Source organism: Streptomyces sp. HUAS 31, assembly GCF_028198125.1.
GTDB lineage: Bacteria > Actinomycetota > Actinomycetes > Streptomycetales > Streptomycetaceae > Streptomyces > Streptomyces chartreusis.
In genome coordinates this window covers 7,275,268-7,295,542 of record NZ_CP116353.1, presented here as the reverse complement: position 1 = coordinate 7,295,542, position 20,275 = coordinate 7,275,268, and the positions used below count along the sequence as shown (strand labels likewise).

Annotated in this window: 19 protein-coding genes; 10 read left to right on the top strand and 9 right to left on the bottom strand. The window is 72.5% G+C overall.

Features of this window, described 5'->3' with window-relative positions; all coding sequences use genetic code 11:
• Window positions 1–65: 65 nt before the first annotated feature.
• The 4 genes from PGH47_RS32390 to PGH47_RS32375 form a co-directional block, all read right to left on the bottom strand.
• The gene (locus PGH47_RS32390; RefSeq protein ID WP_271666317.1) at window positions 66–797 is read right to left on the bottom strand and encodes a GntR family transcriptional regulator; all 732 of its coding nucleotides are present in this window, start codon (window positions 795–797) and stop codon (window positions 66–68) included.
• A gap of 96 nt (window positions 798–893) precedes the next feature.
• Window positions 894–1,931: a VOC family protein gene (locus PGH47_RS32385; RefSeq protein ID WP_271666316.1), complete on the bottom strand. Its 1,038-nt coding sequence runs from the start codon at window positions 1,929–1,931 to the stop codon at window positions 894–896.
• Window positions 1,928–2,809: an alpha/beta fold hydrolase gene (locus PGH47_RS32380; RefSeq protein ID WP_271666315.1), complete on the bottom strand. Its 882-nt coding sequence runs from the start codon at window positions 2,807–2,809 to the stop codon at window positions 1,928–1,930. Before PGH47_RS32380 ends, PGH47_RS32385 begins: the two co-directional genes overlap by 4 nt.
• Window positions 2,806–4,638: a bifunctional 3-(3-hydroxy-phenyl)propionate/3-hydroxycinnamic acid hydroxylase gene (locus PGH47_RS32375; RefSeq protein WP_271666314.1), complete on the bottom strand. Its 1,833-nt coding sequence runs from the start codon at window positions 4,636–4,638 to the stop codon at window positions 2,806–2,808. Before PGH47_RS32375 ends, PGH47_RS32380 begins: the two co-directional genes overlap by 4 nt.
• Window positions 4,639–4,905: 267 nt before the next feature.
• Here PGH47_RS32375 and PGH47_RS32370 point away from each other — a divergent pair, with 267 nt between their 5' ends.
• Window positions 4,906–5,955 carry an amidohydrolase family protein gene (locus PGH47_RS32370; RefSeq protein WP_271666313.1) on the top strand — a complete coding sequence of 350 codons (1,050 nt, stop codon included), beginning with the start codon at window positions 4,906–4,908 and terminating at the stop codon, window positions 5,953–5,955.
• An 80-nt stretch (window positions 5,956–6,035) separates the two neighbouring features.
• On the opposite strand, the gene PGH47_RS32365 is transcribed toward PGH47_RS32370, so the two are convergent.
• Window positions 6,036–8,270: an ATP-binding SpoIIE family protein phosphatase gene (locus tag PGH47_RS32365; RefSeq protein ID WP_271666312.1), complete on the bottom strand. Its 2,235-nt coding sequence runs from the start codon at window positions 8,268–8,270 to the stop codon at window positions 6,036–6,038.
• A gap of 129 nt (window positions 8,271–8,399) precedes the next feature.
• Window positions 8,400–9,122, bottom strand: coding sequence for an IclR family transcriptional regulator (locus tag PGH47_RS32360; RefSeq protein ID WP_271668198.1), 723 nt, complete (start codon window positions 9,120–9,122; stop codon window positions 8,400–8,402).
• A gap of 200 nt (window positions 9,123–9,322) precedes the next feature.
• Between PGH47_RS32360 and PGH47_RS32355 the strand changes: the two genes are divergently transcribed.
• Genes PGH47_RS32355 through dmpG form a run of 3 tightly spaced genes read left to right on the top strand, consistent with a single transcriptional unit; the run spans window position 9,323 to window position 12,119 of the window.
• Window positions 9,323–10,129 (top strand): 2-keto-4-pentenoate hydratase, encoded by an 807-nt coding sequence (locus PGH47_RS32355; protein WP_271666311.1) that lies wholly within the window; start codon window positions 9,323–9,325, stop codon window positions 10,127–10,129.
• Window positions 10,126–11,100: an acetaldehyde dehydrogenase (acetylating) gene (locus PGH47_RS32350; protein WP_271666310.1), complete on the top strand. Its 975-nt coding sequence runs from the start codon at window positions 10,126–10,128 to the stop codon at window positions 11,098–11,100. Before PGH47_RS32355 ends, PGH47_RS32350 begins: the two co-directional genes overlap by 4 nt.
• A complete protein-coding gene (gene dmpG / locus PGH47_RS32345; protein WP_271666309.1) occupies window positions 11,097–12,119 on the top strand; it encodes a 4-hydroxy-2-oxovalerate aldolase in 1,023 nt (340 codons plus the stop codon). The genes PGH47_RS32350 and dmpG overlap by 4 nt, the downstream gene beginning before the upstream one ends.
• Before the next feature lie 69 nt (window positions 12,120–12,188).
• On the opposite strand, the gene PGH47_RS32340 is transcribed toward dmpG, so the two are convergent.
• A complete protein-coding gene (locus PGH47_RS32340) occupies window positions 12,189–12,653 on the bottom strand; it encodes a DUF6299 family protein (protein WP_271666308.1) in 465 nt (154 codons plus the stop codon).
• Window positions 12,654–12,891: 238 nt separating this feature from the next.
• On the opposite strand from PGH47_RS32340, the gene PGH47_RS32335 reads away from it, so the two are divergent.
• Window positions 12,892–13,089, top strand: coding sequence for a DUF5999 family protein (locus PGH47_RS32335; RefSeq protein WP_271666307.1), 198 nt, complete (start codon window positions 12,892–12,894; stop codon window positions 13,087–13,089).
• Window positions 13,090–13,201: 112 nt separating this feature from the next.
• Here the strand turns inward: PGH47_RS32335 and PGH47_RS32330 are convergent, their stop codons facing one another.
• Window positions 13,202–13,600: a RidA family protein gene (locus tag PGH47_RS32330; protein WP_030950819.1), complete on the bottom strand. Its 399-nt coding sequence runs from the start codon at window positions 13,598–13,600 to the stop codon at window positions 13,202–13,204.
• On the bottom strand, window positions 13,597–14,802 hold the full coding sequence (locus PGH47_RS32325) for an acyl-CoA dehydrogenase family protein (RefSeq protein WP_271666306.1): 1,206 nt from the start codon (window positions 14,800–14,802) through the stop codon (window positions 13,597–13,599). Before PGH47_RS32325 ends, PGH47_RS32330 begins: the two co-directional genes overlap by 4 nt.
• A gap of 198 nt (window positions 14,803–15,000) precedes the next feature.
• Between PGH47_RS32325 and PGH47_RS32320 the strand changes: the two genes are divergently transcribed.
• The 5 genes from PGH47_RS32320 (at window position 15,001) to PGH47_RS32300 (ending at window position 20,256) form a co-directional block, all read left to right on the top strand.
• Window positions 15,001–16,614: an AMP-binding protein gene (locus tag PGH47_RS32320; RefSeq protein WP_271666305.1), complete on the top strand. Its 1,614-nt coding sequence runs from the start codon at window positions 15,001–15,003 to the stop codon at window positions 16,612–16,614.
• 15 nt (window positions 16,615–16,629) lie between these two features.
• Window positions 16,630–17,442: a PaaX family transcriptional regulator gene (locus PGH47_RS32315; protein ID WP_271666304.1), complete on the top strand. Its 813-nt coding sequence runs from the start codon at window positions 16,630–16,632 to the stop codon at window positions 17,440–17,442.
• 116 nt (window positions 17,443–17,558) lie between these two features.
• Window positions 17,559–18,110, top strand: a complete 552-nt coding sequence (gene cysC, locus PGH47_RS32310) for an adenylyl-sulfate kinase (protein WP_271666303.1) — start codon at window positions 17,559–17,561, stop codon at window positions 18,108–18,110.
• A complete protein-coding gene (gene cysD / locus PGH47_RS32305) occupies window positions 18,107–19,009 on the top strand; it encodes a sulfate adenylyltransferase subunit CysD (RefSeq protein WP_271666302.1) in 903 nt (300 codons plus the stop codon). The genes cysC and cysD overlap by 4 nt, the downstream gene beginning before the upstream one ends.
• Window positions 19,010–19,011: 2 nt before the next feature.
• Window positions 19,012–20,256, top strand: coding sequence for a sulfate adenylyltransferase subunit 1 (locus PGH47_RS32300; protein WP_271666301.1), 1,245 nt, complete (start codon window positions 19,012–19,014; stop codon window positions 20,254–20,256).
• Window positions 20,257–20,275: the final 19 nt, after the last annotated feature.

The window sequence follows — 20,275 nt, the reverse complement described above, 5'->3', positions numbered from 1 at the left end:
ACATCACTGGATACAGGAAGACCATGGGCGGGTCTGCCCAGGCGCCGCCCGCCCCCGGCCCGCCCTCAGCCCGCGATGTCCACCTGGAGCCCCGCCTCCGCCCCGGTCGTCAGGTCCTGGCTCGTCAGGCTCTCGATCAGGGCGTTCTGGGTCTGGGCGAGGTGGTGTCGGCCGGCCGCCTCCGCCGCCGGGGCGTCGCCCTGCACGATCGCCCTGAGCATCGCGCGGTGCTCCTCCAGCGAGGTCAGCATGCGGCGCGGGCCGCTGTGCGAGATCCGGCGCAGGCGGGCGGTCTGGCCGCGCAGGTCGCGGATCGTGCGGGCGAGGTAGGGGTTGCGGCAGGCGGCGACGACGGCTTGGTCGAAGACCTCGCTGATGTCGTAGAACTCCTGGTAGGAGCGGGTCTGCGCGGCGGTGTCCAGGGTGCTGAAGGACACGTCGAACTCCTCCAGGCGCGCGAGCAGTTCGCGGAACGGCACCAGCACCCGCTCGTCCGCCGCCCCCGCCCGCGTGACCGACGCGGCGGCCTCGGGTTCCAGGAGCATGCGGAACTCGAACAGGGCCCGCACTCCGCCGAGCGAGATCGAGGCCACCCTGGCCACCTCACCGGGTACGAAGTCGACCAGCCCCTCCCCCGCGAGGCGCCGGATGGCCTCGCGGACCGGGGTGCGTGAAGCACCCAGTTCCTCGCCCAGCTGGACCTCGCTGAGCTTGGCGCCCGGACGCAGCCGCAGCGACTCGATGTCGGCCTTCAGCCGCTCGTAGACCGCCGCGCTCTTTCCCGTCGCCCGCACCATGGGACTCCCCTCACCCTCTCGCCGTACACCAGGCTGTATACAGGCTAGCGGGCCGGTGTGGCGAACAGCGCGAGTCGTCGGGGATGCCCGTGTCGGTCAGTCGTCGGGGATTCCCATGCCGCTCAGGGCGGGGACCGTCCGCTCCGGGCGGGTGAGGGAGCGGGCGCCGAGGCGGAACTGGGTCAGTTTGTCGATGATGGTCTGGCCGACGGGGGTGTGGCCCCAGATGCTGATGCCCTGGTGGGTGCCGGGTTCCCAGGTGGACTCGTCGATGACGACCGGGTTCCAGCCGACCTCCCACTCGAAGCCCGAGGGCGTGCGGGCGTAGTAGGACAGCTCCTTGTCGTTGGTGTGCTGCCCCACGGACAGGGCCATGTCGAAGCCGAGTTCGTGGACGCGCTGGTAGCTGCGGGCCACGTCGTCGAGGGTGGCGGCCTGGATGTTGAGGTGCTGGACGCGGGTGCGGATCGGGTCGACGGGCAGGCCGCGGACGGCGGCGACGGCGATGGAGTGGTGGCGTTCGTTGACGCGCAGGAAGCGGATCTTGAGCTTGACGCCGCTGATCGTCTCGTCGATGTAGTCGGTGAGGCGGGCGTCGAAGACGGTGTCGAAGTAGCCGCGCATCAGGGCCGGTCTGGTGGAGGTGATGGCGACGTGGCCCATGCCCGAGTCGCCCGTGACCCAGCCGGACGCGAGCATGTCGAGGGGCTGCGGCGAGAGGACGGGGCTCGTGCAGATCTCCTGGGTGATGCCCTTGGGGCCCGGGAAGCGCAGCAGGCGTTCGACGCCGCGCAGCCTCGCCTCCTCGGCGGACCCCCGCACGACGGGGACGCCATGGGCGCGGACGCGGGCCTCGATCTGTTCGAAGGACGCGTGGTCGTCGATGTGCCAACCGGTGGCCACGACGTCCTCGGCGGGCCCTTTGCGCAGCAGGAAGCGGCACTCCTGGCCGTCCAGGCGGAAGCGCATCAGGCCGGTGTCGAGGTCGTCGTGGTGCATGCCGATGGCATCGGTGCCGAAGCGGCGCCAGTCGGCGAAGCGATTGGTCTCGATGACGATGTGGCCCAGGTGGACCGCGCCGAAGACGGACGGTGCGACAGAGGGCCCGCCCTGGGTGACGTGGTACGTGTTCATCGGCGGCCCGCCAGGAAGTCTGCGCAGAGCCGGTTGAACAGCTCGGCGCGTTCGAACTGCACCCAGTGCCCGGTGTTGGCGACCTCGTACAGGTCGCAGTCGGGCATGCGGTCGGACAGCATCCGGCCGCCGGACGGGCGGTTGACCTTGTCGGCCGCGCCCCACAGCACCAGGGTCGGCACGGGCAGGCGGGCGAGGCGGGCGTCGCGGGTGAAGTCCATCCGCCACAGCGTGCGCAGCGCGTTCGGGCCGGAGGGGCGGCGCAGCGGCGGGGCCGCGATCACCTCCGGGTCGATGCTGTCGCGGTAGCGCGCGTCGATGACGCCGTCGGGGACGTCGGCGGCGTTGAAGACGAGGTAGGTGCGGATGAACTTCTCCAGCTTCAGCCGCGAAGGGCCGTCGCCCGAGTAGTAGTTGAGCAGGCTGTTCAGGCCCGGCGTCGGCAGCGCGCGGGTGGTGCCGACGCCGCCGGGGCCCATCAGGACCATACGGTCGACCCGGTCGGGTGTGTCCAGGGCGAGGCGCAGGGCGCAGGCGCCGCCATAGGAGTTGCCCACCAAGTGGGCCTTGTCCAGGCCGAGTTCGTCGAGCAGTCCGCGGATGCCGGAGGCGAGGTGGCCGAAGGGGTCGGTGCCGTCCACGCCCTTGGTGCTACGGCCGTAGCCGGGCAGGTCGGGGACGATGACCCGGTACTCCTGGGCCAGGTCGGCGATGTTGCGGGCGTAGTTGGAGACGCCCGAGGCGCCGGGGCCGCCGCCGTGCAGCAGCAGGACGGGCGGGCCGTCGCCGGTCTCCGCGACGAAGATCTTCCTGCCGAGGACGTCGACCAGCGACTCGTGCATCGGGGGCGGTGGTGGGGTGTGAGTGAGGGTGCTCATGGCGTTCCTTGGGCTGCGGGCGAGGAGGACGGGGCCGGCGAGGTGGGCAGGGCGGACGAGGGTGTCGCTGCGGGCGGAGTGCTCGCTGTGTTCGTGCGAGGGGTCAGGGTCAGTCCCGCCGGGGGCGGTGGGAGCGGGGTGCCGGCGGGGGCGGCCGCGTAGACGTAGGCGTCGGGGCGTAGCGCGAGGGTCGTGGCGCGGTGGCGGGTCAGCCAGGCGCGCAGTACGCCATCGCTGTCGACGACCGCGCCCTCGGCGGGACTTGAGCCGGCCGGCAGGACGGTCAGGGAGGGGACGCCGGCCCGCTCCCACTCCGGCTGCGGGGCCGGCAGGGCGCCGTGCAGGAGCAGCCAGCGGCCGCCGAGCACGTCGTCCAGGCGGACCCGGGTGCCGTCGGGGGCGGTGACCCAGGGCTGCGGGATCTGGTGACCGGGGGCCGTGGTGCGGGAGGGGCGGGTACGAAAGGTGCCGGTGTGGGCCGTACCCGTGCGGGCCGTACCGGCGCCGGAAGTACCGGCGCCGGAGGCACGCCTACCGAACGTGATGCCGGAGGACTTGGTGCGGGGCCGGTCCCGGAAACCGTCCGCGTAGTGGGCGACCGGGATCCAGTTGGAGTCCTGGAGGCGGCCGGCGACGCCCGGTACCCGGTTCAGCAGCGGCAGCACCGCGTCCCGGACCCGGGTGACCGCGAGGCGCCGGTCGGTGATGACGCGGCCGACGAACACCGCGCGCCGGGTGACTTCCTTGACGTGCGGCTTGCGTTCGGCCTCGTAGCTGTCGAGCACCGACTCGGGCAGCTCCCCGCGCAGCACGGCGTCGAGCTTCCAGCACAGGTTGGCCACGTCGCGCACGCCGGCGGCCATGCCCTGCCCGATCCACGGCGGCATCGCATGCGCGGCGTCACCGGCGAGGAAGACCCGGCCCACCCGGAATCGGGCGGCGAAGCGGACGTGGTGGCTGTAGACGGTGGCGCGCAGGATCTCGATCTGGTCGGGGCCGATCCCGTACCGGGACACCATCGCGTGGATCGCCCCGTCGGTCGTCAGGTGCCGCTCGTCGTCGCCCGGCAGGATCGGGAACTCCCAGCGGTGGTGGCCGAGCGGGGTCGGGCAGTCGACCGCCGGGCGGGCCGGGTCGCAGCGGAAGCGCAGCCGGTCGTGGTCGGGCCAGGGCTTGAGCATCTTGGTGTCGATGACGACCCAGCGGTCCTCGTACGTCCGTCCCTCGTAGCCCACGTTGAGCTGTGCGCGGGTGAGGCTGGAGCCGCCGTCGGCCGCGATGACGTACCGGGCGCGCAGCCGTCGTACGGAGTCATCGGCGGTGCCCACGACGGTCAGTTCCACCCCGTCGGCGTCCTGGCGCAGCCGCAGGCACTCGTGGCGCAGCCACACCTCGACATCGGGGTGGCGGGCGACTCCGTCGCGCAGGACCTGCTCCAGCGCGGGCTGGTACAGGAACATCTGCGGCGGGTGGCCGTGGCCGCGCGGTGTGGGGTGGGCGCTGAGGAAGGCGCGGCCGCGCGCGTCGACGAAGTCGAGCGGCCGGTCGGCGAGCATGTCCTGCTTCAGCCGGTCGGCCAGGCCGATGCGCTGCCAGATCCGCATGACCTCCTCGTCGGTGGAGATCGCCCGGGCCCGGGCGTAGATCTCGGCGTCGCGCTCCAGCACGACGACCCGCAGACCCGCCGCGCCCAGCAGATTCGCGGCGGTCACGCCGGTGGGGCCGTACCCGATCACCGCCACGTCGTAGTCGGCCTCGCCACCCCCGTCGTGGCCACCGCCGCCGTCGGCCCCGGCTCCGGACCTGTTCCCGGCGCTGATCTCACTCATCGGGCCACCTCACTGTCGTCCCTGTCGCGGTTGCTGCGCTGCTTCTCGTGGCTCCGCGTGGCTCTTCGCGGCTCGTCACGGCTCATGCACGGCTCATTACTGTAGCGTTTACTCCAATTGGAACGGACGCTACGGTAAGCTCGGCGCCAGGGCCGGTCAAGTGCCGGTACGACGGGAAGGGCATCGCTGAAAGGGCGCCCTTGCGGCGGCGATGTTCGAGCCAGGCGGCCGTACTCCCACTCCCCCGAGAACGCCGAAAGGCCGCCCATGACCAGCGCACCCCGCCGGATCGACGTCCACCAGCACCTCGTCCCGCCCCTCTACCGCGATGCCCTCGCCAGGTCCGGCATCGTCGACGCGGGCGGTCGCGCCCTGCCGGACTGGAATGCCGGCGCGGCGCTGGAGCAGATGGACCTGCTGGGGACCGAGGCGGCGATCCTGTCCGTCTCCACCCCCGGCACCGGTTTCCTCGGCGACCCCGGCGAGGCCGCCGACCTGGCCCGGCGGCTCAACGACTGCTCCGCCGCCCTGACCGCCGAACACCCCTCCCGGTTCGGCTGGTTCGCCACGCTGCCGATGCCCGACGTCACCGCGTCGGCGCGGGAGGCCGAGCGGGCGCTGACCGAGCTGGGCGCCGACGGCGTCACCCTGCTCGCCAACAACCAGGGCACCTACCTGGGCGCCGAGGGGCAGGACGCCCTGTGGCGGGTCCTCGACGAGCACGGCGCCGTCGTCTTCGTGCACCCCGCCGACCTTCCCGCGCCCGCCGTCGAGGGCATCCCGCCGTTCGCCGCGGACTTCCTCCTCGACACCACCCGCGCCGCCTACCTCCTGGTCCGCAACGGCGTCCCGCGCCGCTACCCGAACATCCGGTTCGTCCTCAGCCACGGCGGCGGGTTCCTGCCGTACGCCTCCCACCGCATGGCCGTCGCGATCGCCGCCGACATCGGACGCGGCCCGCGCGACGTCCTGGAGGACTTCCAGGGCTTCTACTTCGACACCGCGCTTTCCTCCAGCCCGGCCGCGCTGCCCACGCTGCTGGCCTTCGCCCGGCCGGGGCACGTCCTGTTCGGCAGCGACTGGCCGTTCGCGCCGGCCGCGGCGGGCCAGTACTTCGCCAACGGGCTGGACGACGGTGTCGACGCCGGCACCCTCGCGGCCGTCAACCGAAGCAACGCCGAGGCGCTCTTCCCCCGCCTGGCGCAGGGCGCCCCGGCGCCGGTCCCGTCCCGGCCGTTGCCGGTGCGGCTGCGTCAGGCCGCGCAGCGGGCGGGTGCGCGGCTGTTCTTCAAGCTGGTCCAGCCCGGGGCCAAGTGACACTGCGGCGCCGCGGCTGTTCCTCGAGCTCGTCCCACGCGGTGCCAAGTGGCACTGGGGCGCCCCGCCGGGGTCCCGCCCTACTCGAAGGCCAGGGCCGGGAACTCGGCGGTCTCGCTCAGTTCCGCCCAGACCGTCTTGCCGCGCCGGGCGTGGCGGGTGCCCCACTGCCCGGCGAGCTGGGCGACCAGCAGCAGACCGCGCCCGCCCTCGTCGAAGACGCGCGCGCGGCGCAGATGCGGGGTGGTGCTGCCGGCGTCGGAGACCTCGCACAGGAGGGAGCGGTCATGGATGAGGCGCAGCCGGATCGGGGGTCTGCCGTAGCGGATGGCGTTGGTGACCAGTTCGCTGACCACCAGTTCCGCGACGAAGGCGAGTTCTTCCAGGCCCCAGTCCGTCAACTTGCGGGACACGTCCGAACGGGCGCGGGCGACGACCGCCGGGTCCGCCTCCAACTCCCAGGTGGCGACCCGGTCCGCACCGAGCGACCGGGTACGCGCGAGCAGCAGGGCGACGTCGTCGTCCGGCCGGGACGGCAGCAGGGCCTCCAGCACGGAGTCGCAGGCCGCCTCCAGGGAGGGGGCCGGCCGGGCGAGGACCTGCCGCAGTGTGGCGAGGCCGGCGTCGATGTCGGGGGTGGGGTCGGCGCTCGGCATGACGGGGGCGGGGTCCTCGGTCGCCGTGGCAGGGGCGGAGGGGGGTTCCCCGGTGGCTCTCGCAGGCATTCGCGCCTCGATCAGGCCGTCGGTGCACAGCGCGATCAGGCTGCCCTCGGGCAGGTCGACCTCCATCGTCTCGAACGGCAGGCCGCCCCGGCCGAGCGGCGGGCCGGGAGGCAGTTCCAGGACGTCCGCCGTGCCGTCCCGGACCACCACCACCGGCGGCACATGTCCCGCGCGGGCCAGGGTGCAACGGCGCGCGACGGGGTCGTAGACGGCGTAGAGGCACGTGGCGCCGTTGTCGCGGCCGACGTCGGCCTCCGGGCCGGTGTCCGGGTCCGAGGACGCCTCGTTGGCCAGGCGCAGGACGACGTCGTCCAGGTGCGTGAGGAGCTCGTCGGGCGGCAGATCGATGTCGGCCAGGGTGCGTACGGCGGTCCGCAGCCGGCCCATGGAGGCGGCGGCGCGGATGCCGTGCCCGACCACGTCGCCCACCACGAGGGCCACCCGCGCGCCGGACAGCGGGATGACGTCGTACCAGTCGCCGCCCACCCCGGACTCGGAGCCGGCCGGCAGATACCGGTAGGCGACGTCCACGGCCGACTGCCGCGGCGCCTCCCGGGGCAGCAGGCTGCGCTGGAGGGTGAGCGCGGTGGCGCGGGCGTGGGTGTAGTGGCGGGCGTTGTCGACGGCGACGGCGGCCCGTACGGCGATCTCCTGGGCGAGGAGCAGATCCTCGTCGTCGTAGGGCGCGGCGGTGCCGTAGCGGTGGAACTCGGCGACGCCCAGCGTGGTGCCGCGGGCGCGCAGCGGCACGACCAGGGTGGAGTGGGCTCGCGGGACGCCGGACGCCCTGCCGTGCTGCTGCCGGCTGGGCCGCCCGCTGCTCAGGGCCTCCGCGCACGGGGATCCCTCCGGGCAGACGTGCAGCTGCTGGGGCCGGACCGGCGGTTGCAGCCCGCCCGCGTCCGCGTCCGGACCCTGGGCCATGCGGCGCAGGGTCAGCGGGCTCTGCCCCGCAGCCGTGTCCTGTCCGCGCAGCACGGTGTCGAGCAGGTCGACGGTGACCAGGTCGGCGAACTGCTCGGTGGCGAAGTCGGCCAGTTCCTGGGTGGTGCGGGCGATGTCCAGGGTGGTGCCGATGCACATGCTGGCCTCGTTCACCATCGCCGACCGCCACCGCAGCCGCCGGTCCCGTTCCGCCTGGAACGCGCGGACGCCCTGCTCCGACACCCGGTCCACGTACTTGGTGGAGACGACGTTGAGCTGCCGCGCCGCCGCGCTGACCTGCTCGGCGTCCTGGCTGAGCCGGGGCAGTTCCGCGAACAGCCGGTCGAGGACGATCTCCTCGGCCAGCCGGAAGGCGCGCAGCATCGTGCTGAGAGGCGTGCCGTGCCGGGCCAGCACCCGCGCGCGCTCCACATCGGCGGACGGCAGCTCGATCAGATCGGGCTCTATGGCGTGCTCCAGCCCGGCCAGGGCGGCGACGACGTGCTCGACGACGTTCTCGGCGGCCGTCCGGGCCACGTCCGGGTCCTCCCACAGCGCGGGCAGTTCGTGCCGCAAGCGTTGTTCCACCTCGGCGGTGAGCTCGTCGGCGCGCAGGCCGAGGTCGTGCGCCGCGCGCGAGATGAGACCGGCGGCCGTGCGTTCCACACAGTCGACGTTACGCCGCTCTCGCGGATGCCTCAGACCGTACGGCCGGGGTGGCCCACCTGGGTTTCCTCGCCACGCCGGGCTTCCTCGCCCCTCCGGCGGTCCCGGCCTGGTGAGCGCCGCTCGCCGTCAGCGCGCGCCGCGCAGGACCCGCGACAGTCCCAGCGCCGCCGTCCGTACCGCGGGCGCCAGCTGGGCGGGGCTGAAGCGCGAGCGCGGCACCGCCACCGAGAGGGCGGCGACCGCGGTGCCGCCCTCGAAGACGGGGGCCGCGATGCAGCTGACGCCGAGCGCCGCCTCCTGCTCCTCGTAGGCGAGGCCGGAGACCCGGGTCTTCTCCAGGGCCGTGCGCAGCCGGTCCGGGTCGGTGATCGAGTGGGGCGTCAGGCTCGGCAGCGGGCCGGCGAGCACCTCCTCGGTCAGCTCCGCGCCGGAGAACGCCAGCAGGGCCTTGCCCACGCCGGTGCAGGTCAGCGGCAGGCTGCCGCCGATGCGGGAGGGCAGCCGGAGTGCCTCGTGGCCGTGGATGCGCTCCAGGTAGACCACCTCCATGCCGTCGCGGATCCCGAGGTGCACGGTCTCGCGGGTGGCCTCGAAGAGGTCCTGGAGGAACGGCAGGGCCGTCTCGCGCAGATCGAGCCGGTGCGGGACCAGCGAGCCCAGCTCGAACAGCTTCGCCCCGAGCCGGTACCGGGTGCCGGAGCGCTCCAGCCAGCCCAGCCTGACCAGGTCCGCCGCCAGCCGGTGCACGGTGGGCTTGGGCAGGCCGGTGCGCACCGAGAGTTCCGACAGACGGTACGGGCCGCCGCTCGGCCGGAAGCAGTCCAGGATGTCCGCGGCCTTCTCCAGCATGTTGCCGCTCGCGTTGTTCCGTGTCACGGAACAGAGCTTGGCCCCTTCGGGGAGTGCCTGTCTATATCGAGCATGTCGAGGGCGAGCAGCCATCGCGGACGTATCCCGGTGCGCCGTACCGGTCGCCGACAGCCGGCCCGTCATCGAAGGCGGCTGCGCCCCTACGCCGACGCCATCCGCCACTTTTTTGGAGGCACCCCATGCCGAGCCCACCCGCCGTCGTCGATGCCGCCGATCTGCTCGCGGACGCCGCCCGCACCGGAGCCGCCTGCCCTCCGGTGCGTGAGCTGTTCGAGGGCGGTGGCGACCTGGAGACCGCGTACGCCGTGCAGCAGTTGGGCGTCCGGCGTGGACTGGACGCCGGTCGCCGGATCGTGGGCCGGAAGATCGGCCTGACCTCGGTGGCCGTGCAGCGCCAACTGGGCGTGGACCGACCCGACTTCGGGGCGCTGTTCGCGGACATGGCGGTGCCGGACGGCGGTGAGGTGGCGGTCGGGCGGCTGCTCCAGCCCAAGGTGGAGGCCGAGGTGGCGCTCGTCCTCGGCCGTGATCTGCCGCACCGCGCGTGCACGGTCGTCGACGTGCTGCGGGCCGTGGACTTCGCGCTGCCCGCGCTGGAGATCGTCGACAGCCGGGTGCGGGGCTGGGACATCTCCCTGGTCGACACGGTCGCGGACAACGCCTCCTGCGGACTCTACGTCCTGGGCGCGACCCCCGTACCGCTCACCGCCGTCGACCTGCGGACGGTGACGATGGCCATGACCCGCGGCGGCAAAACCGTCTCCGAGGGCACGGGCGCCGACTGTCTCGGCGGCCCCCTCAACGCGGCGGTGTGGCTGGCCTCCGCGCTCGCCGAGCGGGGCGATCCGCTGCGCGCGGGAGACCTGGTGCTGACGGGCGCGCTCGGCCCGATGGTGCCCGCCTCGCCGGGGGATGTGTTCGAGGCACATATCTCGGGGTTGGGCTCTGTACGGGTCGGCTTCGCCAAGGAGGGAGGCGAACTGTGAGCACCAAGGTCGCCGTCATAGGTTCCGGCAACATAGGCACCGACCTCATGATCAAGATCCTGCGGCTGTCGGAGTCGCTGGAGATCGCGGCCATGGCCGGTATCGACCCGGCCTCGGACGGGCTCGCCCGCGCCCGCCGGCTGAAGGTCGCCACGACCCACGGCGGCGTCGAAGGGCTCGTCGCACTGGACGAGTTCGCCGATGTGGAGATCGTCTTCGACGCGACGTCGGCCGGTGCCCATCGCCGTCATGACGAGGTGCTGCGCCCGCTCGGCCGCACCCTGGTCGACCTCACCCCGGCCGCCCTCGGCCCGTACGTCGTCCCGCCGGTCAACGGCGACGCCCATCTCGACGCCCCGAACGTGAACATGGTCACCTGCGGCGGCCAGGCCACCATCCCGGTCGCCGCCGCGGTGAACGCCGTGACCCCGGTCCACTACGGCGAGATCGTCGCGTCCATCGCCTCCCGTTCCGCCGGGCCCGGCACCCGCGCCAACATCGACGAGTTCACCGAGACGACCTCCGCCGCCGTCGAACGGGTCGGCGGTGCCGCGCGCGGCAAGGCGATCATCGTGCTCAACCCGGCCGAACCCCCGCTGATCATGCGGGACACCGTGCACTGCCTGGTCTCCGACTGCGCCACCGAGGCGGTCACCGCGTCGGTCGAGGCGATGGTCGGGCGGGTGCGGGCGTACGTCCCCGGCTACCGGCTCAAGCAGAAGGTGCAGTTCGAGCGGGTGGCGTACGGCGATCCGCTGCGCACCCTGGCGCCCGGTGCCGGCGAGACCCTGAAGGTCTCCGTGTTCCTGGAGGTCGAGGGCGCCGCGCACTACCTGCCGGCGTACGCCGGGAACCTCGACATCATGACCTCGGCCGCGCTGCGCACCGCGGAACGCATGGCCGCCCTCCGCCGCTCCCGGCTCAGCCCGAGCGGGGGAGGCCCCATCGCCCCGGAGGTGGCGTCCCGATGACCCGCCTGTACGTCCAGGACGTGACCCTGCGGGACGGCATGCACGCCGTCCGGCACCGCTACACCGTCGACCAGGCCCGCGAGATCGCCGCCGCGCTGGACACGGCCGGGCTGGCCGCGATCGAGATCGCCCACGGCGACGGCCTGGCCGGCTCCAGCATCAACTACGGCGTCGGCGCCCACACCGACTGGGAGTGGATCGAGGCGGTGGTGGACGCCACGCGGCACGCGGTGCCCACGACCCTGCTGCTGCCCGGCATCGGCACCCTGCACGACCTGCGCCAGGCACACACCCTGGGCATCCGCTCGGTACGCGTCGCCACACACTGCACCGAGGCCGACATAGCCGCCCAGCACATAGCCGCGGCGCGGGAGTTGGGCATGGACGTCGCCGGGTTCCTGATGATGTCCCACATGGCCGAACCCGCCGAACTGGCCCGTCAGGCCAAGCTGATGGAGTCGTACGGCGCCCATTGCGTCTACGTCACCGACTCCGGCGGCCGCCTCACCATGGACGGCGTCCGCGACCGCTTCCGCGCTTACCGCGACGTCCTCGACCCGGGGACCGAGCTGGGCATCCACGCCCACCACAATCTCGCCCTGGGAGTGGCCAACACGGTCGTCGCCGTGGAGAGCGGCGCGGTACGGGTGGACGCCTCACTGGCCGGGCAGGGAGCGGGCGCCGGCAACTGTCCCCTGGAGGCGTTCATAGCGGTCGCCGACCTCATGGGTTGGGACCACATGTGTGATCTGTTCCCCCTGATGGACGCGGCCGACGATCTCGTACGGCCCTTGCAGGACCGCGAGGTGAGGGTGGACCGCGAGACCCTGAGCCTCGGTTACGCGGGCGTCTACTCCAGTTTCCTGCGGCACGCCGAGTCGGCCGCCGCCCGCCATGACCTCGACACCCGCAGCATCCTCGTCGAGGCGGGGCGCCGGCGGATGGTGGGCGGGCAGGAGGACATGATCACGGACATCGCGCTGGACCTGGCCGCACGTGCGTCGCGGGCCGCGTCCTGACCCGCACGCGCCGGCGCCGCGCCCTTCCGGTCGGGAAGGCGCGGCGCGCGGTGGCGGCGTGGAGCGTCCTCACGCCTTCGACAGCGTGACGTTCTTCTTCAGCGCCGCGTGGAAGTGCGGCAGCGGCAGGCCGCCCAGGCCCTCCATGGGACGCAGTTCCACGATGGTGGCCTCGACGTCCGCCTTGCCGCGCTTCAGGGTGGACGGGGCGGGCTTGCTCTTGTTCTCCCAGCGGTGCACCTTGCCGTCGCACTCGGCGACGGTGCCGCCGATGGCGTACCGGTTGGTGGAGTCCTTCTGGCCGATGGAGGAGCTCACGAACGTCGGGCCCTTGCTGTCGGCGCAGCGGTAGGTGCCGGAGACGGTGACGTTGCCGTCCGCGGCCAGCCGAGCCGGGGCGTCGACGGTCACGGACTCGGTCACGGCCTTCTCGGCCTCGGTGGTCTTGTCGGAGTCGGCGGGGGCGGAGGGCGCGGCGACCAGCAGGAGCAGCGCGGCTCCGACAGCGGTGGCGAGTGCGGGGCGCAGGGGCATGGGATGACCTCCCGGGTGAGCGGAGTGAGGGCTTCCACTCGTACCCGGCGGGTGCGCCCTGGGACGTGATCGTCACCCCTTCGGTGGCGAGTCCGCCCCGACCTTCGTGGATCGGTCAGAGAGTTGTCCGCGTGTTGTCACGGTTCACGGCGGGCCGTTCCGATGGGTTCGCGGCAGGAGCATGGTCTACCCATATGGACGACCCGCACGGCTCGTCCGCCCTATGTGGAGGTGCGCCATGTGTTCACACCAGCCTTCGTGCCCTTCCTCCTCCGACGCCCACAGCGCCCATGTGGTGGCGGCACATCCCGAGCAGGGCTGGAGCCTGCTGTGCACCGGCGCCATCCTGTTCGACGACAGCGGCGAGCTGCTTCCCGACGGCCGCGTGGTCGCCCCGCACCGGGTGCCGGCGGACCGCGTCGCGATGGCGGCGTGAGCCCGAAGCCCAGCGGTACGGCGGAGCCTGACGGCACGACAGCCGAGCCCTACGACAGCCCGGCAGGATCTGACAGCGGCACGGCTCCGCCCTACGGCAGCACGGCTCCGCCCTACGGCAGTACGGCGAAGCCGTCGAGTTCCACCATCGCCTCCTCGTCCCACAGCCGCACGGCCCCGACGACCGCCATCGCCGGATAGTTCCGGCCCGCCAACCGGCTCCAGATGCGGCCGAGTTCGGCGGCATGGGTGCGATACGCCGCCACGTCGGTGGCGTAGACGGTGACCCGGGCGAGGTCGGCCGGTGTCCCGCCGGCCGCCGCCAGCGCGGTCAGCAGATTGGTGAGCGCCCTCTCGAACTGCTCCGGCAGTGTCTCCCCCACCACCTTGCCGTCGGAGTCGAGTGCGGTCTGCCCGGCCAGGAAGACGACGCGGGAGCCGGTGGCGACGACCGCGTGCGAGAAACCGGTGGGCGGGGACAGCTCCGGCGGGTTGATGCGCTCGCTGCTCACTGGCCGGCCTCCATGGTCGCGTACAACTCCTTGGCGATGATGCCGCGTTGCACCTCGCTGGCGCCCTCGTAGATGCGCGGGGCGCGCACCTCGCGGTAGAGGTGTTCGAGCAGGTGGCCGTGGCGCAGGGCGCGGGCTCCGTGCAACTGGACCGCCGAGTCGACGACGTACTGCGCGGTCTCCGTCGCGAGCAGCTTCGCCATCGCCGAGCGCCCCGGCACGTCGGGGGCCTTCTCGTCGTACGCCGTTGCCGCCGCGTACACCATGAGGCGGGCCGCCTCCGTGCGCAGGGCCATCTCGGCGACCTGGTGGGCGACGGCCTGGAGGTCCCTCAACTTGCCGCCGAACGCGTCCCGTTCGGCCGTGTGGGCGAGGGTGGTGTCCAGGGCGGCCTGTGCCATGCCTACGGCGAAGGCGCCGACGCTGGGCCGGAAGAGGTTGAGGGTGCCCATGGCGACGCGGAAGCCGCGGTCGGGCTCCCCGAGCACGTCGTCGGCGGTGACGGGGACGGCGTCGAAGGTGAGGCTGCCGATGGGGTGGGGGGAGAGCATGTCCAGGGCGGTGCCGGTGAGGCCGGGCCGGTCGGCGGGGACCAGGAAGGCGGTGACGCCGCGGGCGCCGACGCCCGGGGTGGTGCGGGCGAAGACGGTGTAGAAGTCGGCCTCGGGGGCGTTGGAGATCCAGCACTTCTCGCCGGTGAGCCGCCAGCGGGCGGGGCCGTCGGGCTCGGCGGCCGGCGACTCGCCCTCACCCTCACCCTCGGCACCGCCCTCACCCTCACCCTCACCTGCGCCATCGTCCTCCGCACGCAGCTCCAGTGCCGCCGCGTCCGACCCGGCCCCCGGCTCGCTCAGCGCGAAGGCCGCGACCGCGCTCCCGTCGGCCACCCGGGGCAGCCAGCGTTCCCGCTGGGCGCGGGTGCCGTGGGCGTGGACGGGGTGCGCGCCCAGTCCCTGGAGGGCGAGTGCGGTCTCGGCCTCCGTGCAGGCGTGGGCGAGGGACTCGCGCATGAGGCACAGGTCGAACGCTCCGGACGTGAAGAGGCGCTCCAGCAGCCCCAGCCGCCCGAGTTCGGCAACCAGGGGGCGGTTGACGTGCCCCGGCTCGCCCTTGTCCGCGAGAGGGCGCAGTCGTTCGGCGGCCAGGTCGCGCAGTTCGGCACACCAGGCGGTCTGTGACGGATCGAGCGAGAATGCGGGCATTGCCGACCTCCCTGGGAGCCGTCCGCGACGGACCACTCGGCGGACCTTCTCGACGTACGTCTTGGCGGGTCCCCTCGACGATATCGCGCCCCATTGACTGTCGTCACCAACACGATACGCTCCCCTTGCGATCCCACCTCGACGCCCGATACGCACCACGCCCGTAAGGCAGCCCACAAGGCAAGGGGGCGAACCGCCATGGCCGGTCTGCACCGATCCGCCCACGTCGACACCTTCGCCCGTGAGCACCTGCCACCGCCCGACCAGTGGCCCGAGCTCCGTTTCGACCTGCCGGGGCTGCGCTACCCCGAACGGCTCAACGCCGCGTCCGAGCTGCTCGACGGCCCCGACGACGACCGGCCCGTGTTCCACACCCCGGCCGGCGACACATGGACGTACGGCACACTGCGGGCCCGGGTGGACCGGCTCGCCCATGTGCTCACCAGTGACCTCGGCGTCGTTCCGGGCAACCGGGTGCTGCTGCGCGGCCCGACCACACCGTGGCTGGCCGCCTGCTGGCTGGCCGTGCTGAAGGCGGGCGCGGTCGCCGTCACCGTGCTGGCCCAGCAGCGCCCGCACGAGCTGCGGACCATGTGCGAGATCGCCCAGGTGCGGCACGCGCTGTGCGACATCCGCGCCGTGGACGACCTCGCCAAGGCCGAGATACCCGACCTGCGCATCGCGACGTACGGCGGCGACGCCCCCGACGACCTGCTGCGCCGCCCGGCGCCCGACACGCCGTACCCGACCGTCGACACCGCCTGCGACGACGTCGCGCTCATCGCCTTCACCTCCGGGACCACCGGACGGCCCAAGGGCTGTATGCACTTCCACCGGGATCTGCTCGCGATAGCCGACACCTTCTCGGAACATGTGCTGCAACCACATGTGGACGATGTCTTCGCCGGCAGTCCGCCGCTCGGCTTCACCTTCGGGCTGGGCGGACTGGTCGTCTTCCCGATGCGGGCCGGCGCCAGCGCCCTGCTCCTCGAACAGGCCGGCCCCAAGCAGCTGTTGCCCTCGATCGCCGAGCACCGGGTGTCGGTGCTGTTCACGGCCCCGACGGCGTACCGCGCGATGCTCGACGAGCTCGACTCGAACGACATCTCCTCCCTGCGCCGCTGTGTCTCGGCGGGCGAGAACCTGCCCGCCGCCACCTGGCAGGCCTGGCAGGAGCGGACCGGGCTGCGCATCATCAACGGCATCGGCGCCACCGAACTGCTGCACATCTTCATCTCCGCCGCCGACGAGCACATCAGGCCCGGGACGACCGGCGTACCCGTCCCCGGCTGGCACGCGCGCGTGGTCGACGACGAGGGGCGGGACCTGCCCGACGGGGAGCCGGGCCTGCTGGCCGTGCGCGGCCCCGTCGGCTGCCGCTACCTCGCCGACCCGCGGCAACGCGAGTACGTGCGCCACGGCTGGAACGTCACCGGTGACACCTACGTCCGGGAGGGTGATGGCTACTTCCGCTATGTGGCCCGCGCGGACGACATGATCATCTCGGCCGGTTACAACATCGCCGGCCCGGAGGTCGAGGAGGCCCTGCTGCGCCACCCGGACGTCCTGGAGACGGCGGTGGTGGGGCGGCCCGACGAGGCGCGCGGCCAGGTCGTCGTGGCGTACACCGTGCTCAGAGAGGGTGCGCGACGCGACGCGGAGGCCCTGCGCGCTTTCGTCAAGGCGGAGTTGGCGCCGTACAAGTCCCCGCGCGAGATCGTCTTCCTGGACGCGCTGCCGCGCACCGCGACCGGAAAGCTCCAGCGGTTCCGACTGCGCGACGGCGGTGGCCCACAGGGTGACCGGCACTGATCCGTACGACCTAAGATGATCAACGTGTCCGACCAACATGCACCACGGTCTCTGATTGTCACGCTCTACGGCGCCTACGGCCGCCACATGCCCGGCCCCGTGCCGGTCGCGGAGCTGATCAGACTGCTGGCCGCGGTCGGCGTGGACGCCCCGTCCGTCCGCTCGTCGGTGTCCCGGCTGAAGCGGCGCGGGCTGCTGCTGCCCGCCCGTACGGCGCAGGGCGCGGCCGGGTACGAACTGTCGCCGGACGCGCGTCAGTTGCTCGACGACGGCGACCGCCGCATCTACACCGCCACGCCGCCCGACGACGAGGGCTGGGTGCTCGCGGTGTTCTCGGTCCCGGAGTCGGAGCGGCAGAAGCGGCACGTGCTGCGCTCCCGGCTGGCCGGCCTCGGCTTCGGTACGGCGGCGCCCGGTGTGTGGATCGCGCCGGCGCGGCTCCACGAGGAGGCCAGGCACACCCTTCAGCGGCTGCGCCTGGACGAGTACGTCGACTTCTTCCGCGGCGAGCACCTCGGCTTCACGCCCACCGCGGAGGCTGTGGCCCGCTGGTGGGACCTGGCCGCGATCGCCAAGGAGCACGACGCGTTCCTCGACCGGCACGAGCCGGTGCTGCGCGACTGGGAGCGGCGGAGCGACACCCCGCCCGAGGAGGCGTACCGCGACTATCTCCTCGCCCTGGACTCCTGGCGCCACCTCCCCTACACCGACCCCGGGCTGCCCGCCCGGCTGCTGCCCGAGGACTGGCCGGGCTCGCGCTCGGCCGCCGTCTTCCGGGGACTGCACGAGCGTCTGCGCGACGCGGGGGCCACGTACGCCGGTCTGTGACCCCGGGCACACCATGTGCCACTAACGGAACCCTCAGGTTCCTCTGCGGCTCCTCTCAAGTTTCTTACCTAGCGTCCATCGGGTCGTCCGCAGGTAAGAGATGAGGACTGTTGCGCATGACCACCACGCCAAGAACCCGGGGAGCCACGGTCTGGCTGACGGGGCTGCCGAGCGCGGGCAAGACCACGATCGCCCGGCTGCTCGGAGACCGTCTGAAGACCGAGGGACACCGCGTGGAGGTCCTCGACGGCGACGAGATCCGGCGTTTCCTCTCCGCGGGCCTGGGCTTCTCACGGGAGGACCGCAACACCAACGTGCAGCGCATCGGCCTGGTCTCGGAGGTCCTCGCGCGCAACGGCGTGCTGTCCGTCGTCCCGGTCATCGCCCCGTACGCCGACAGCCGCGAGGCGGTCCGCAAGAGGCACGAGGCGAGCGGGACGCCGTACGTCGAGGTGCATGTGGCGACCCCGGTCGAGGTGTGCAGCGAACGGGACGTGAAGGGGCTGTACGCCAGGCAGGCCGCGGGTCGGTTGACCGGGCTCACCGGCGTCGACGACCCGTACGAGCCGCCGTCGGATCCCTGTCTGGTCCTGCCCACACAGCTCCAGTCGCCGCAGGAGTCGGCCGACGCGGTGTACGCCGTGCTGGCGGAGCGGGGACTGCTGTGACGGGGTCCGCGCTTTCGCACCTGGACGCGCTGGAGTCCGAGGCGGTGCACATCTTCCGCGAGGTGGCGGGTGAGTTCGAGCGGCCGGTGATCCTGTTCTCCGGCGGCAAGGACTCCATCGTCATGCTGCACCTGGCGCTGAAGGCGTTCACGCCGGCGCCGGTGCCGTTCGCGCTGCTGCACGTCGACACCGGGCACAACTTCCCCGAGGTCATCGACTATCGCGACCGTGTGGTGGCCGCACATGAGCTCCGGCTCCATGTGGCCTCCGTACAGGACTACATCGACCGGGGTGTGCTGCGCGAACGTCCCGACGGCACCCGTAACCCGCTCCAGACGCTGCCGCTGACGGAGAAGATCCAGAGCGAGAAGTTCGACGCGGTCTTCGGCGGCGGACGCCGGGACGAGGAGAAGGCACGGGCCAAGGAGCGGGTGTTCAGTCTCCGGGACGAGTTCTCCCAGTGGGACCCGCGCCGGCAGCGGCCCGAGCTGTGGAACCTGTACAACGGCCGGCACGCCCCCGGCGAGCACGTCCGTGTGTTCCCGCTGTCCAACTGGACCGAGCTGGACGTGTGGCAGTACATAGCGCGCGAGCACATAGAGCTCCCGAACATCTACTACGCCCATCAACGTGAGGTGTTCCGGCGCGGCGACATGTGGCTTACCGCCGGCGAGTGGGGCGGGCCCAAGGACGGCGAGACCGTCGAGAAGCGGCAGGTCCGCTATCGCACCGTCGGCGACATGTCCTGCACCGGCGCCGTGGACTCCGACGCCGACACCATCGACAGGGTGATCGTCGAGATCGCCGCCTCCCGCCTCACCGAGCGCGGCGCCACCCGCGCCGACGACAAGCTCTCCGAGGCCGCGATGGAGGACCGTAAGCGCGAGGGGTACTTCTAGGCATGACCGGCACGACCAACACGACCAGCACGGCCAGCACGGCTGTCGGCGGCGTCGACACCCTGCGCTTCGCGACGGCCGGTTCCGTCGACGACGGCAAGTCCACCCTCGTCGGCCGGCTGCTGCACGACTCCAAGTCCGTCCTCGCCGACCAGTTGGAGGCCGTGGAACACGCCTCCCGCAGCCGTGGCCAGGACGCACCCGACCTCGCGCTGCTCACCGACGGCCTGCGCGCCGAGCGGGAGCAGGGCATCACCATCGACGTGGCGTACCGCTACTTCGCCACGCCCCGGCGCCGGTTCATCCTCGCCGACACCCCGGGCCATGTGCAGTACACCCGCAACATGGTCACCGGGGCCTCCACCGCGGAGCTCGCGATCATCCTGGTCGACGCACGCAACGGCATGGTCGAGCAGACGTGCCGGCACGCCGCCGTCGCCGCCCTGCTCCGGGTGCCCCATGTGGTCCTGGCCGTCAACAAGATGGACCTGGTCGGGTACGGGGAGAAGGAGTTCGACCGGATCGTCGAGGACTTCGCGGGCCACGCGGCCGAGCTGGGTCTGCCCGGCTTCACACCGATCCCCGTCTCGGCGCTGGTCGGCGACAACGTCGTGGAGCGCTCCGCCCACATGGGCTGGTACACGGGCCCGGCGATGCTGGAGTTCCTGGAGGGCGTCCCCGTCGGCGCCGACCCGGCGGACGCGCCCGCCCGCTTCCCCGTCCAGTACGCCATCCGGCACGGCGAAACCCGCCACTACGCGGGCCAGTTGGCGTCCGGAGCGCTGCGGGTCGGCGACCGGGTGACCGTGCACCCGTCCGGCGAGACGTCCGAGATCACCGGCATCGACGTCCTCGGCACGGGTGTCGCGGTGGCCCGCGCGCCGCAGTCGATCAGTGTGCGTCTCGCCGACCAGCGGGACGTCTCGCGCGGCGACATGATCACGGCGGGCGTCGACGTCCCGGTGCTCACTCAGGAGGTGCGGGCGGCGGTCTGCCATCTGGCCGACCGGCCCCTGAAGGTCGGGGACCGCGTGCTGGTCCGGCACACGACGCGGACCGTGAAGGCGGTCGTCAAGGACCTGGCCGGCGCCGCCGAGCTGACCGCGAACGACCTCGGCCGGATCGGCCTGCGCACGGCCGAGCCGCTGGCACTGGACGACTACGCGACCTCTCGGCGCACGGGCGCGTTCCTGATCATCGATCCGGCGGACGGCACGACGCTGACCGCGGGCATGGTCGAGCTGTAACCGCCCGCACCCGCCCAAC

Bases quoted from the DNA above. Each gene is read 5' to 3' on its own strand.
- PGH47_RS32320 (WP_271666305.1), top strand. From the start codon at position 15,001: ATGGCCGGTCTGCACCGATCCGCCCACGTCGACACCTTCGCCCGTGAG.
- PGH47_RS32355 (WP_271666311.1), top strand. From the start codon at position 9,323: ATGCCGAGCCCACCCGCCGTCGTCGATGCCGCCGATCTGCTCGCGGAC.
- PGH47_RS32380 (WP_271666315.1), bottom strand. From the start codon at position 2,809: ATGAGCACCCTCACTCACACCCCACCACCGCCCCCGATGCACGAGTCG.
- PGH47_RS32390 (WP_271666317.1), bottom strand. From the start codon at position 797: ATGGTGCGGGCGACGGGAAAGAGCGCGGCGGTCTACGAGCGGCTGAAG.
- PGH47_RS32315 (WP_271666304.1), top strand. From the start codon at position 16,630: ATGATCAACGTGTCCGACCAACATGCACCACGGTCTCTGATTGTCACG.
- PGH47_RS32300 (WP_271666301.1), top strand. From the start codon at position 19,012: ATGACCGGCACGACCAACACGACCAGCACGGCCAGCACGGCTGTCGGC.
- PGH47_RS32335 (WP_271666307.1), top strand. From the start codon at position 12,892: ATGTGTTCACACCAGCCTTCGTGCCCTTCCTCCTCCGACGCCCACAGC.
- PGH47_RS32385 (WP_271666316.1), bottom strand. From the start codon at position 1,931: ATGAACACGTACCACGTCACCCAGGGCGGGCCCTCTGTCGCACCGTCC.
- PGH47_RS32325 (WP_271666306.1), bottom strand. From the start codon at position 14,802: ATGCCCGCATTCTCGCTCGATCCGTCACAGACCGCCTGGTGTGCCGAA.
- dmpG (WP_271666309.1), top strand. From the start codon at position 11,097: ATGACCCGCCTGTACGTCCAGGACGTGACCCTGCGGGACGGCATGCAC.
- PGH47_RS32375 (WP_271666314.1), bottom strand. From the start codon at position 4,638: ATGAGTGAGATCAGCGCCGGGAACAGGTCCGGAGCCGGGGCCGACGGC.
- cysC (WP_271666303.1), top strand. From the start codon at position 17,559: ATGACCACCACGCCAAGAACCCGGGGAGCCACGGTCTGGCTGACGGGG.
- PGH47_RS32370 (WP_271666313.1), top strand. From the start codon at position 4,906: ATGACCAGCGCACCCCGCCGGATCGACGTCCACCAGCACCTCGTCCCG.
- PGH47_RS32340 (WP_271666308.1), bottom strand. From the start codon at position 12,653: ATGCCCCTGCGCCCCGCACTCGCCACCGCTGTCGGAGCCGCGCTGCTC.
- PGH47_RS32360 (WP_271668198.1), bottom strand. From the start codon at position 9,122: ATGCTGGAGAAGGCCGCGGACATCCTGGACTGCTTCCGGCCGAGCGGC.